General features: G+C 45.6%; 10 protein-coding genes. 6 read left to right on the top strand and 4 right to left on the bottom strand.

Annotated features, from left to right (window positions below; translation table 11 throughout):
- The first annotated feature begins 7 nt into the window (after window positions 1-7).
- Complete coding sequence (locus IQO02_RS13480; RefSeq protein WP_010433534.1) at window positions 8-943, top strand: bifunctional GNAT family N-acetyltransferase/hotdog fold thioesterase; 936 nt, start codon at window positions 8-10, stop codon at window positions 941-943.
- A 28-nt stretch (window positions 944-971) separates the two neighbouring features.
- On the opposite strand, the gene IQO02_RS13475 is transcribed toward IQO02_RS13480, so the two are convergent.
- The 4 genes from IQO02_RS13475 to hslR form a co-directional block, all read right to left on the bottom strand.
- Window positions 972-2,942 (bottom strand): AsmA family protein, encoded by a 1,971-nt coding sequence (locus IQO02_RS13475; RefSeq protein WP_265575859.1) that lies wholly within the window; start codon window positions 2,940-2,942, stop codon window positions 972-974.
- 156 nt (window positions 2,943-3,098) lie between these two features.
- Window positions 3,099-4,724: a phosphoenolpyruvate carboxykinase (ATP) gene (gene pckA / locus IQO02_RS13470; protein WP_010433544.1), complete on the bottom strand. Its 1,626-nt coding sequence runs from the start codon at window positions 4,722-4,724 to the stop codon at window positions 3,099-3,101.
- A 337-nt stretch (window positions 4,725-5,061) separates the two neighbouring features.
- Window positions 5,062-5,955, bottom strand: a complete 894-nt coding sequence (gene hslO, locus IQO02_RS13465) for an Hsp33 family molecular chaperone HslO (RefSeq protein WP_010433546.1) — start codon at window positions 5,953-5,955, stop codon at window positions 5,062-5,064.
- An 18-nt stretch (window positions 5,956-5,973) separates the two neighbouring features.
- Window positions 5,974-6,360 (bottom strand): ribosome-associated heat shock protein Hsp15, encoded by a 387-nt coding sequence (hslR, locus tag IQO02_RS13460; RefSeq protein ID WP_010433549.1) that lies wholly within the window; start codon window positions 6,358-6,360, stop codon window positions 5,974-5,976.
- A gap of 317 nt (window positions 6,361-6,677) precedes the next feature.
- On the opposite strand from hslR, the gene gspC reads away from it, so the two are divergent.
- The 5 genes from gspC to gspG all read left to right on the top strand — a co-directional run bounded on the left by gspC (window position 6,678) and on the right by gspG (window position 12,895).
- The gene (gspC, locus tag IQO02_RS13455; RefSeq protein WP_016768265.1) at window positions 6,678-7,574 is read left to right on the top strand and encodes a type II secretion system protein GspC; all 897 of its coding nucleotides are present in this window, start codon (window positions 6,678-6,680) and stop codon (window positions 7,572-7,574) included.
- Between the two features lie 41 nt (window positions 7,575-7,615).
- A complete protein-coding gene (gspD, locus tag IQO02_RS13450) occupies window positions 7,616-9,640 on the top strand; it encodes a type II secretion system secretin GspD (RefSeq protein ID WP_016784084.1) in 2,025 nt (674 codons plus the stop codon).
- Entirely contained in the window at window positions 9,640-11,142 is a 1,503-nt protein-coding gene (gene gspE / locus IQO02_RS13445) for a type II secretion system ATPase GspE (protein ID WP_010433557.1), read from the top strand. Before gspD ends, gspE begins: the two co-directional genes overlap by 1 nt.
- Window position 11,143: 1 nt before the next feature.
- Window positions 11,144-12,364, top strand: a complete 1,221-nt coding sequence (gspF, locus tag IQO02_RS13440; protein ID WP_010433558.1) for a type II secretion system inner membrane protein GspF — start codon at window positions 11,144-11,146, stop codon at window positions 12,362-12,364.
- An 87-nt stretch (window positions 12,365-12,451) separates the two neighbouring features.
- Complete coding sequence (gspG, locus tag IQO02_RS13435; RefSeq protein ID WP_010433561.1) at window positions 12,452-12,895, top strand: type II secretion system major pseudopilin GspG; 444 nt, start codon at window positions 12,452-12,454, stop codon at window positions 12,893-12,895.
- Window positions 12,896-12,900: the final 5 nt, after the last annotated feature.

Below are 12,900 nucleotides of genomic sequence, written 5' to 3'. Positions count from 1 at the left end.
GATAAGCATGTTTAAACTGATAACACCGACCACCGAAAATCAACTGAACAAGTATTACCATTTTCGTTGGCAGATGCTGCGTGAACCTTGGCGAATGCCGGTAGGTTCCGAGCGTGATGAATATGATGCCATGAGTCACCATCGCATGATTGTCGATGGTCGTGGCCGTCCGATGGCGATTGGCCGCCTTTACATCACTCCAGACCTCGAAGGTCAGATCCGTTATATGGCGGTAAAGAACTCTCGTCGAAGTAAAGGCATGGGCTCATTGATTTTAGTGGCGTTAGAGTCACTGGCTCGCCAAGAGGGTGCCAAACGTCTAGTGTGTAATGCACGTGAAGATGCGATCTCATTCTATGAGAAAAACGAATTTGAGCGTCGTGGTGAAATTAATGACCAGCGTGGTCCAGTTCGTCATCAGCAGATGGTGAAACACCTTGATCCGATGGCTGATGTACTGCGTAAGCCTGAATGGTGTAATGAGCTACAACAGCGCTGGGAAAATCAAATTCCGATCAGTGACAAGATGGGTATCAAAATTAACCAATACACGGGTTATCAGTTTGAATGTAGTGCTCAGTTGAACCCAAACCTTAATCCTCACAACACCATGTTTGCAGGCTCAGCTTTCACCTTAGCGACATTAACAGGCTGGGGAATGACTTGGTTGTTGATGAAAGAGCGTGGACTTACTGGTGATATCGTTCTGGCTGACAGTAATATTCGTTATCGTCACCCGGTTGAGCAAAACCCAGTCGCTGCTACTTCATTGGATGGAATCAGTGGTGATTTAGATCGTCTCGCTTCAGGTCGAAAGGCTCGTATCATTATCCACGTGACTATTCATAGTGGCGATGTTGAAGCGGTTGAATTCACGGGCACTTATATGCTGATCCCTGACTACAAAAAGCGATTATCAACAGACACTAACGTAAGCGTATAGCTGACACTGACTAACAGATACAAGGCGCCTACTCCTGTGGAGTGGCGCTTTTTTGTTGGCAGTTATTAATCTCCGAATATTTCGCTTGGTCGAGCTTTCCTGAGATTTGATGGCATTGGTCAGTTAAGGTGATGGAAAGTGTGTGTTTGCTAGTTTCTAGCAAATCGAGTTCTCCTGAGACCTCGCCAGTTAACGTTTGAATCCTTTGCGAACCTTGCGCTTCAGCGGATGCACCAATGATGTGCGTTGGTTCAAGGGTGAAACGGCCACGGTAAAAACTGGCATTCAGTTCTGGGACTTCAAATACATTATTACTCGAGGTTTCAGAAAGCTTATCGTTAAAGGTCATCATGCCTTGGCGAACGCTACCAGTAAGTTGGCCTGAGGTTGAGTACCCGAGCATTAGTGAATCGCCGTACAAACCTGCGGCTTGAAGTTCGAATTCTCCATAACCTGTCGCATCGAGTGGCAATTTAAGTTGTTGCAACATTAGTGAGATTGGTAACCCGTCAGCAGAGACATCTAAGCTCCATGGTTTGCTTATTTTGTTAAAATCGAGCGTGGCATTTGCTTCAATATAACCATCCCGTAGTGGGGCAAACAGGCGTGTTAACGTCCATTTCCCCTGCTCGCTATGCATTTCAATCACAGGTTGGGCGCTGAGGATGTTTTGATAGCTCGCATCGTTGGCGCTGGCCATCAACTTGCCCTGCCATAGACCTAATTTTCGGTCTTGAAGTAATTGAACCTGACGCCCCTCTATATGTAGCCCTGAGACTTGCCAGTAAGGTTTCTCGGCGAGTTGAATGAGTTGGCTGCGTTCGACGTTAAGTTGCTTGATAGAGATCTGTTGTAGTTCTTCAAACCAAGGCGTTAGGCGAACTGCAGGTAAATGTTCATCTAGGCTCTCCTTGATCCACTTTATTCCGCGAACATCGAGTTGTGTTAATTCAACGGTGCTCGGAGTTACTTTTCCATTCAGTTGAATACTGCCTTGAAGAAGTTGAGTATAGAAATCTTCAATCAGAATCTGGTTTGGTTGGAGGTTCAACTTAACGCTTGGGTCGATGAACCTGTCATCATCTAAAATGACACCTTCTGCTTGTAGAGAGAGCGTCGCTTGCTGTTGATCCCACCACCTAAAAGGCAGTTGGATATTTTCGAGTGACGCATCAAAAGCGGTTAAGTGGCCATCTTGCCATTGCACGTCACTGCGTAGAATATCGAGACTGTTGATGTGATTGATCTGAATGCCTGCGACATCCCAATCTTTGTTTAACAGGCTTTGGGTCTGTTGTTCGTTTAATCGTAAGCCATCGACTGTGACATTCACCAATGACCAATCGCGTTGGTATTGTTCTGCCTGTCCAGATATTTTGGCTCCACGCCAATCAAATGAAGCGCCATAAAGGGTGCTATCACTCGGTTTTAGGTCTAAGTCTATCAACAGATTATCGAATGCTTCACCTTGCCAATACAATTGCGAGGCGGAGAGTTGGGTTTTGCCATAGGGCAGCAGTGAACGGTTGTCCCCCCAAATGGGTTCGGAGATCTGGAGGTTGATGCCTCGTGTATTAAAGTCTGGAGTCGAGAAATCTAGATTATTGATGGCCAACTGATGGAGTTTGAGACTTGGTTGAGTCAATACCGATGTGAGTGTTTCCAGATCGTCAGCTTCTAACTGGAGTCCGCTGATTAACACCGAGTCTAAAACCAGCTTGGCTTCAATAAGAGAGTCTGAACTGAACCAGATATCGATCTTATCGATATAAAGAGGCGTTTGCTGTTTAGGTTGGTTGTGGGTGATGCCCATCAAGGTGATGTGATACGGCGCCTGATACTCAATATCTTCAATGAGTACAGGTTGTTCAATCGTATGCTTGATAAAAAAGTTAGCAACATCAGCTCGGTATTGAGTTTGTAAGCTTAATAGCAGCGCCGCGAGAAGTGCAACGATGATGGAAAGCACAATGCCGAGCACCATGAATACCTTTTTCATTCCTTGAAAGCCTTAATTTTCACTAGTCTTAAAACAGAGTGGAACAAAAATGGGTAAGCAGCAACAAAAAAGCCCCTCAAAAGAGGGGCTTGCTACAAAAATATCATTTTGAAACAGGGTCTTTGCATTTCGCTCAACCCCGAGCAGACTTTAGGGTTAGTCTAGTTGTGGACCTGCAGCAACCAGTGACTTACCTTCAGCGTTATCTGTGTACTTGTCAAAGTTGTTGATGAAGCGCTCTGCTAGATCTTTCGCTTTGCTTTCCCACTGCAATGGATCAGTGTACGTATCACGCGGGTCAAGAATCGTAGGATCTACGTCGTGCAACGCTAGCGGTACTTCTAGGTTAAACATAGGGATAACCTTAGTATCCGCTTGGTCGATTGAGCCATCTAAGATAGCGTCAATGATGCCACGAGTATCTTGAATCGAGATACGTTTGCCTGTGCCGTTCCAACCAGTGTTCACTAGGTAAGCTTCTGCTCCCGCCGCTTCCATACGTTTCACAAGCACTTCAGCGTACTGAGTTGGGTGAAGAGTTAGGAATGCAGCACCGAACGCAGCAGAGAACGTAGGAGTTGGCTCAGTAATACCGCGCTCTGTACCCGCTAGTTTCGCTGTGAAGCCAGATAGGAAGTGGTACTTCGTTTGTTCTGGAGTCAGTTTAGATACTGGCGGTAGAACACCAAATGCATCAGCGGTCAGGAAGATAACTTTTTGAGCGTGACCTGCTTTTGATACTGGTTTAACAATGTTGTCGATGTGATGAATCGGGTAAGAAACACGAGTGTTCTCTGTTTTTGAACCGTCATCAAAATCGATAGAACCATCGCCACGAACCGTTACGTTCTCTAGTAGTGCATCACGACGGATTGCGTTGTAGATTTCAGGTTCAGCTTCTTTAGATAGACGAATTGTCTTCGCGTAACAACCCCCTTCAAAGTTGAAGATACCATCGTCATCCCAACCGTGCTCATCATCACCGATTAGCTCACGTTTAGGATCGGTTGATAGGGTTGTTTTACCAGTGCCTGATAGACCGAAGAAAATAGCGACATCGCCTTTCTCGCCAACGTTTGCACTACAGTGCATTGAAGCAATACCTTGTAGAGGTAGTAGGTAGTTCATCATTGCGAACATACCTTTTTTCATCTCACCGCCGTACCAGGTACCGCCAATGATCTGAACACGTTCAGTCAGGTTGAAAGCGACAAAGTTCTCAGAGTTTAGACCTTGTTTCTCCCAGTTAGGGTTGGTTGTTTTAGCACCGTTCATTACCACGAAATCAGGTTCGAACGTTGCTAGTTCTTCGTCGGTTGGACGAATGAACATGTTCTTAACGAAGTGCGCTTGCCACGCTACTTCAGTGATAATACGCACACTTAAACGCGTATCTGGGTTAGCACCACAATAACCGTCGATGACAAACAGACGCTTGCCAGATAGCTGAGTTGTTACAAGCTCTTTCAGCTCGTCCCATACTTCAGTGGTAATCGGTTTGTTGTCATTTTTGCCTTGATCTGACCACCACATGGTATCGCGTGTTGTGTCATCTTTAACAATGTACTTATCTTTTGGTGAGCGGCCAGTAAAGATACCAGTATCAACCGCAACGGAGCCTAGTTCCGTTACTACGCCTTTTTCGTAGCCTTCTAGACCCGGCAGTGTTTCTTCAACGAATAACTGCTCGTAGCTAGGATTACGAAGAACTTCGGTAACGCCAGTCAGTCCGTGCTTAGTTAGATCAATTTGTGCAGCCTTAGTATGTTCCATAACGGTCATAGGTGCTCCTTGTAGGATATTTTGTAGGGATTTTGTAATAATTTTTTATTGTTATCTGCTCACCATGCTAGCAACGAGGCTCGGGGGAAACAGGGATACAGCTCAAAAAATATCCATATTAACCTTGGGGTTTTAAGCGCCTCGTCACATATTGGCCCAACTAGTCTATCCTGTACGCAAACCTTTGCGCTAGGGGCGAGAACATTATTAATTGATTAAAATTAAGCGGTGATTTTATTACGAGATGTTACGGAGTTTGCGCTATTTTGATCACAAAAAAGGCCAGCTGAGTGCTGACCTTTTTGGGGTAAATTACGTGTTTTTGGTACGCCGTAAATTAATGAACCGTATTGCTGCCTTTATCTGCCGCTTCTGCGTAAAGAGCATCTACATCATTTTTGTCGAACGAGTAGTTTGTGCCACAGTAATCGCAGTGTAGTCCCACACTACCTTCCGTGCTTAGAATGTCGTAAATCTCTTCTTGAGCAACAGTAATGATAGCCGCAGCGCTTCGATCACGTGAACAGCCACAGAAGAACTCAACCGGTTGAGGTGTAAATACCTGAACCTTCTCTTGGTTGTATAAACGGTAAAGCAGTTCGTTAGCTTCTAAAGAGAACAACTCTTCGTTTTTAACGGTGTCGGTTAGTTGCTCTAGATGCTCGAAATCATCTGGCGTACCTGTGCCGTCAGGCATAACTTGTAAAAGCATACCTGCAGCGTGAGCTTTGCCTTCATGTTCGCCAGTGCGCAGCCATAGACGAGTCTTAAGCTGTTCTGAGTTAGCAAAGTAACCTTCAAGAACGTCAGCAAGCGTTTCGCCTTCCAGACCAACGATACCTTGGTAACGTTCACCTTTCTTAGGATCGATGGTGATCACTAGGTGGCCTTTACCCATTAGGTCGTGTAGGCCTGCATCATCAGCAATCTCGCCTTCAAAGCGAGCGACACCGCGGATCTTTTGGTCGTGATCGCCATTGATAACAACTAGAGATACTGGGCCATCACCTTGCAATTGCATGGTAATAGAGCCTTCAAACTTTAGGGTCGCTGTTAATAGCGTCGTTGAAACCAATAGCTCACCCAGTAGCTTTTGAACTGGCGCTGGGTATTCCTTGCTAGAAATAATCTGTTGGTACGCTTCATCGATTTGTACCAATTCACCACGTACTGATAGATCTTCAAATAGGTAGCGATTTAAAACATTACTTGTAGACATTGGGTCTGCCATTTGGCTATTCCTTCTAGCTTATTGATTCTTGAACTTGATAATGTCACGACGTTGCTTTTTATCTGGGCGACGTTCAGGTGCTGGGCTATGAGCATTCAGCTTACGTTGTGCTGCAAACTCTTCTCTTTTTGCCACGCTCTCGGTGGTTTCTGCATAGAGGGTTTGGGCGATCGGAGCTCCGCCACGATGAGCCGAGATTTTCTCGATTGTCACCGTTTTTTCTTCATTACCTTGACGCAGTGTAATCACGGCCCCAAGTTCGACAATTTTACTTGGTTTGCTGCGCTGACCATTATAGTGGACTTTGCCACCATCGACCATGTTGCGAGCAATAGACCGGGTTTTGTAAAAACGAGCTGCCCACAACCATTTATCGAGTCTGACAGCTTCATTAGCAGTTTTCATATAGGGCTGTGCCTTATTAAGTGAGAAATGAATGCGGTTTAACTGTAATGAACAGTGCGCAACATGTTTTTTTGATGATGCTTATCACATTAAGTAGAAGCTTAAAGTGGAGGCGGTTGGCATTTTTTTCAAGTCATATTACAAAATAGCCATGTAATGCCGTTTTATCGATTTGCTATGATATAGTTCGAGATCTTATGCTTAAATAAGCTCGGTATCGAACGAATGAATAAAAAGGCTGAAAGTTTAATGATTTGCAGCGTTTGTCGTCATGAAAAGGGGCAAGGGAAGTGAACTTTTTAGAGCTCAAAAGTCGCATGGGAAATTCACCTGTGTTGAGCCGCTTATTAGAGAATGGATTTGTATTTCAGCAAAAACTAAGCCTAGTGACGTGTTGTTTGTTGATTGCAGCTTCAGCATGGATTTTAGGACAGCTTGCGTGGTTTATTGAACCTGCCGAGCAAACCGTTGTGCCTTGGAAAGCAACAGCTTCATCGTCTTCCTCTCCTCAATCGACCCTCGATATTTCTTCCCTACAGCAGAGCAACATGTTTGGTGCCTATAACCCAACCACAGCTCCTGTTGTTAAACAGCAAGTTATCCAAGATGCACCTAAGACACGATTAAACCTAGTTTTGGTGGGCGCTGTCGCCAGCTCTAATCCAAAATTGAGCTTAGCGGTGATCGCGAATCGTGGCACGCAAGCAACTTACGGCATTAACGAAGAGATTGAAGGTACGCGAGCTAAGTTAAAAGCGGTATTAGTGGATCGCGTGATCATCGATAACTCAGGGCGAGATGAAACATTGATGCTTGAAGGGATTGAGTACAAGCGTTTAGCGGTATCAGCACCTGCGCCACCTCGTACCACTTCTTCTGTTCGTGGCAATAACCCCGCTTCCGAAGAAGAGAAGCTAGACGAAATTAAAGCGAAGATAATGCAAGATCCACAACAAATCTTCCAATATGTTCGACTGTCTCAGGTGAAGCGTGACGATAAAGTTATTGGTTATCGTGTGAGCCCTGGCAAAGATTCAGAACTTTTTAACTCTGTTGGGCTCCAAAACGGAGATATTGCTACTCAGTTAAATGGGCAAGACCTGACAGACCCCGCAGCGATGGGCAACATATTCCGTTCCATTTCCGATCTGACAGAGCTAAACCTCGTGGTCGAGAGAGATGGACAACAACATGAAGTGTTTATTGAATTTTAAAACTTTGCGTCTGAAGACAGACGAAAGTGTAGGAGAAATACGTGAAGCATTGGTTTAAGAAAAGTGCATGGTTACTGGCAGGAAGCTTAATCTGCACACCCGCAGCCATCGCTAGTGATTTTAGTGCCAGCTTTAAGGGCACTGACATTCAAGAGTTTATTAATATTGTTGGCCGCAACCTAGAGAAGACGATCATCGTTGACCCATCGGTGCGCGGTAAAATTGATGTACGTAGCTATGACGTACTCAATGAAGAGCAATATTACAGCTTCTTCCTAAACGTATTAGAAGTGTATGGCTACGCGGTCGTTGAAATGGACTCAGGCGTTCTTAAGATCATCAAAGCCAAAGATTCTAAAACCTCAGCAATTCCCGTTGTTGGTGATCGTGATTCGATCACAGGCGACAGTGTAGTCACGCGTGTTGTGACGGTTCGTAATGTCTCGGTTCGTGAACTTTCTCCTTTGCTTCGTCAATTGAACGATAATGCCGGTGCGGGTAACGTTGTGCACTACGATCCTGCCAATATCATCTTGATTACCGGTCGTGCGGCGGTAGTGAACCGTTTAGCAGAAATCATCAAGCGTGTTGACCAAGCGGGTGATAAAGAGATTGAAGTCGTTGAGCTAAAGAATGCATCGGCGGCAGAAATGGTTCGTATTGTTGATGCTCTGAGTAAAACCACCGATGCTAAAAACACACCTGCATTCCTACAGCCTAAATTGGTTGCCGATGAGCGTACTAATGCAATTCTTATTTCCGGTGACCCAAAGGTACGTAGCCGTTTAAGAAAGCTGATTGAACAGCTTGATGTAGAGATGGCGACCAAAGGTAACAACCAAGTTATCTACCTTAAATACGCAAAAGCGGAAGATCTTGTCGATGTGTTGAAAGGCGTATCGGACAACTTGCAGTCAGAGAAACAATCTTCAACTAAAGGCAGTTCATCGCAACGTAATCAAGTCATGATCTCAGCCCACAGTGATACCAACTCGTTGGTCATTACCGCACAACCAGACATCATGAACGCGCTGCAAGACGTTATCGCGCAGTTGGATATTCGTCGTGCCCAAGTGTTGATCGAAGCCTTAATTGTCGAGATGGCTGAAGGTGACGGCATTAACCTTGGCGTGCAGTGGGGTAACCTAGATACTGGTGCCGTGATTCAGTATGGTAACACCGGTGCATCGATTGGTGGCGTGATGGTTGGTTTGGAAGAAGCCAAAGACACTGAAACGACCACTGCCGTTTATGATGACAATGGTGACTTTGTTCGTAATGAAACCACCACTGAATCGGGTGACTATTCTACCTTGGCATCTGCTCTTTCTGGCGTTAATGGCGCCGCAATGAGTGTTGTTATGGGTGATTGGACAGCGTTGATCAGCGCGGTTGCGACCGACTCAAACTCAAACATCCTATCTTCTCCAAGTATCACGGTTATGGACAATGGCGAGGCTTCATTCATTGTGGGTGAGGAAGTGCCTGTTCTAACCGGCTCTACCGCAGGTTCAAGCAACGACAACCCATTCCAAACGGTTGAACGTAAAGAAGTGGGTATCAAGCTTAAAGTGGTGCCACAAATCAACGAAGGTGACTCGGTTCAGCTGCAAATAGAACAAGAAGTCTCTAACGTATTGGGCGCCAATGGTGCAGTTGATGTTCGTTTTGCTAAGCGTCAACTGAACACGTCTGTGATTGTTCAAGACGGACAAATGTTGGTGCTGGGTGGCTTGATTGATGAGCGTGCACTGGAAAGTGAGTCTAAGGTGCCGTTCTTGGGTGACATCCCAGTACTTGGACACCTGTTTAAATCAACCAGTACTCAGGTTGAGAAAAAGAACCTAATGGTTTTCATCAAGCCAACCATCATCCGTGATGGCATGACAGCCGACGGTATCACTCAGCGTAAGTACAACTTCATTCGTGCTGAGCAGTTATACAAGTCTGAACAAGGTTTGAAGCTGCTGGATGACGATAATATCCCGGTACTGCCTAAATTTGGTGCCGATATGAATCACCCGGCTGAAATCCAAGCCTTCATCGATCAAATGGAAACAGAATAATGTCTGAATTGGTAGGGGCGGCACGCACTTATCAGCGTTTACCGTTTAGCTTTGCGAATCGCTACAAGATGGTGTTGGAATATCAGCACCCTGAACGTGCGCCAGTGCTTTATTATGTTGAGCCACTGAAATCAGCTGCGATCATTGAAGTAAGCCGCGTTGTCAAAAATGGCTTTACTCCAGAAGCTATTACAGCAGAAGAGTTTGATAAAAAACTGACCGATGCTTATCAACGTGATTCGTCAGAAGCGCGGCAGTTAATGGAAGACATCGGTGCTGACAGTGATGATTTCTTCTCATTGGCAGAAGAACTGCCCCAAGATGAAGATCTACTCGAATCGGAAGACGATGCACCTATCATCAAATTAATCAATGCGATGTTGGGAGAGGCGATCAAAGAAGGCGCTTCGGATATACACATCGAAACTTTTGAAAAGTCACTCTGTATCCGTTTCCGAGTTGACGGTGTGTTGCGTGATGTTCTAGCGCCAAGCCGTAAACTGGCTCCGCTATTGGTTTCACGAGTAAAGGTTATGGCTAAACTGGATATTGCAGAAAAACGCGTGCCACAAGATGGCCGTATATCTCTGCGTATCGGTGGTCGTGCGGTAGATGTTCGTGTCTCAACCATGCCTTCTTCACATGGTGAGCGTGTGGTAATGCGTCTGTTGGACAAAAACGCGACTCGCTTAGACTTGCACAGCTTAGGCATGACCGCAGAAAACCACGAGAACTTCCGTAAGCTGATTCAGCGCCCACATGGCATTATCTTGGTGACCGGCCCTACGGGTTCGGGTAAATCAACAACCCTGTATGCTGGCCTGCAAGAGCTCAACAGCAATGAGCGAAATATCCTTACCGTTGAAGACCCAATCGAATTTGATATTGATGGTATTGGCCAAACACAAGTGAACCCTAAGGTTGATATGACCTTTGCGCGCGGTTTACGTGCCATTCTTCGTCAAGATCCTGATGTGGTTATGATTGGTGAGATACGTGACTTAGAGACCGCTGAGATCGCTGTTCAAGCCTCTTTGACGGGTCACTTAGTTATGTCGACCCTTCACACCAATACAGCAATTGGTGCGATCACGCGTCTACGTGATATGGGCATTGAACCTTTCTTAATCTCTTCTTCGCTGCTGGGTGTTTTGGCTCAGCGTTTGGTTCGTACTTTGTGTAACGACTGCAAAGAGCCTTATGAAGCCGACAAAGAACAGAAAAAACTGTTTGGATTGAAGAAGAAAGAGAGCCTGACGCTTTACCATGCGAAAGGTTGTGAAGCGTGCGGCCATAAAGGTTATCGAGGCCGTACCGGTATTCATGAACTGTTGATGATTGATGATTCAGTCCAAGAGCTGATTCATAGCGAAGCAGGTGAACAGGCGATTGAAAAAGCCATTCGTAGCACGACACCAAGCATTAGAGATGACGGCTTAAGTAAAGTTCTGAAAGGGATAACGTCCCTAGAAGAAGTGATGCGCGTTACCAAGGAAGTCTAGTATGGCGGCATTTGAATACAAAGCGCTGGATGCTAAAGGTAAAAGTAAAAAGGGGTCTATTGAAGCGGATAACGCTCGCCAGGCTCGCCAGCGCTTAAAAGAGCAAGGCTTAATGCCGGTTGAGATGACTGAAGCCAAGGCAAAAAATGCCAAAGGCTCTCAACCTTCGACCAGTTTTAAGCGTGGTATCAGTACACCTGATCTTGCTTTGATTACGCGTCAAATATCAACGCTTGTTCAATCTGGTATGCCGTTGGAAGAATGTTTAAAAGCGGTCGCCGAGCAATCGGAAAAACCACGTATTCGAACTATGTTACTTGCCGTCCGCTCTAAAGTGACGGAAGGTTACTCGTTAGCCGATAGCTTGTCAGATTATCCACATATCTTTGATGAACTGTTCAGAGCCATGGTTGCGGCGGGCGAAAAATCAGGGCACTTAGATGCGGTATTGGAGCGATTAGCTGATTACGCGGAAAATCGTCAAAAGATGCGCTCTAAGTTACTGCAAGCGATGATCTACCCGATTGTGCTGGTGGTGTTTGCGGTGACGATTGTCTCTTTCCTATTGGCAACGGTAGTACCTAAGATCGTTGAACCCATTATTCAAATGGGCCAAGAACTTCCGCAATCGACACAATTTTTATTAGCATCGAGTGAATTTATCCAGGATTGGGGCATCCAATTACTGTTGTTAACTGTTGGTGTGATTGTTCTGATTAAGACGGCACTGAAAAAGCCGGGCGTTCGTATGAGTTGGGATCGAAAATTATTGAGTATCCCGCTGATTGGTAAAATAGCGAAAGGGATCAATACCTCTCGTTTTGCTCGAACACTCTCTATTTGTACCTCGAGTGCGATTCCTATTCTTGAAGGGATGAAGGTTGCGGTGGATGTGATGTCGAATCACCATGTGAAGCAACAAGTACTGCAGGCATCAGACAGTGTTAGAGAAGGGGCAAGCCTGCGTAAAGCGCTCGATCAAACCAAACTCTTCCCACCGATGATGCTGCATATGATTGCCAGTGGTGAGCAGAGTGGCCAGCTGGAACAGATGCTGACAAGAGCGGCGGATAACCAAGACCAAAGCTTTGAGTCGACCGTGAATATCGCGCTAGGTATTTTTACGCCAGCACTTATCGCTTTGATGGCAGGCTTAGTGCTGTTCATTGTGATGGCGACGCTGATGCCGATGCTTGAAATGAATAATTTGATGAGTGGTTAACCAACTGCTCATAAGACGTTAGTTTTTGGATGAGCGAGAACAAGGACACTATTACCTTCACTCGTTGTCTGTAATTTGGAGAAAACAATGAAAAATAAAATGAATAAACAATCAGGCTTTACCCTACTAGAAGTGATGGTTGTTGTGGTTATCCTCGGCGTATTGGCGAGCTTTGTTGTACCTAACCTATTGGGTAACAAAGAGAAGGCTGATCAACAGAAAGCGATCACTGATATCGTGGCGCTAGAGAACGCGCTGGATATGTACAAACTGGATAACAGCGTTTACCCAACAACGGATCAAGGCCTTGATGCATTGGTTTCCAAGCCAAGCAGCCCAGAGCCTCGTAACTACCGTGACGGCGGTTACATCAAGCGTTTGCCAAACGACCCATGGGGTAACGAGTACCAATACCTAAGCCCTGGTGATAACGGCACTATCGATATCTTCACACTTGGTGCTGATGGCCAAGAAGGTGGTGAAGGGATTGCTGCAGATATCGGCAACTGGAACATGCAGGATTTCCAATAAGCTTC

Source organism: Vibrio sp. OPT24 (assembly GCF_015163545.1).
GTDB classification, from domain to species: domain Bacteria; phylum Pseudomonadota; class Gammaproteobacteria; order Enterobacterales; family Vibrionaceae; genus Vibrio; species Vibrio cyclitrophicus.
The sequence above is the reverse complement of the archived record's forward strand: the minus strand, read 5'-3'. Positions and strand labels throughout refer to the sequence as shown.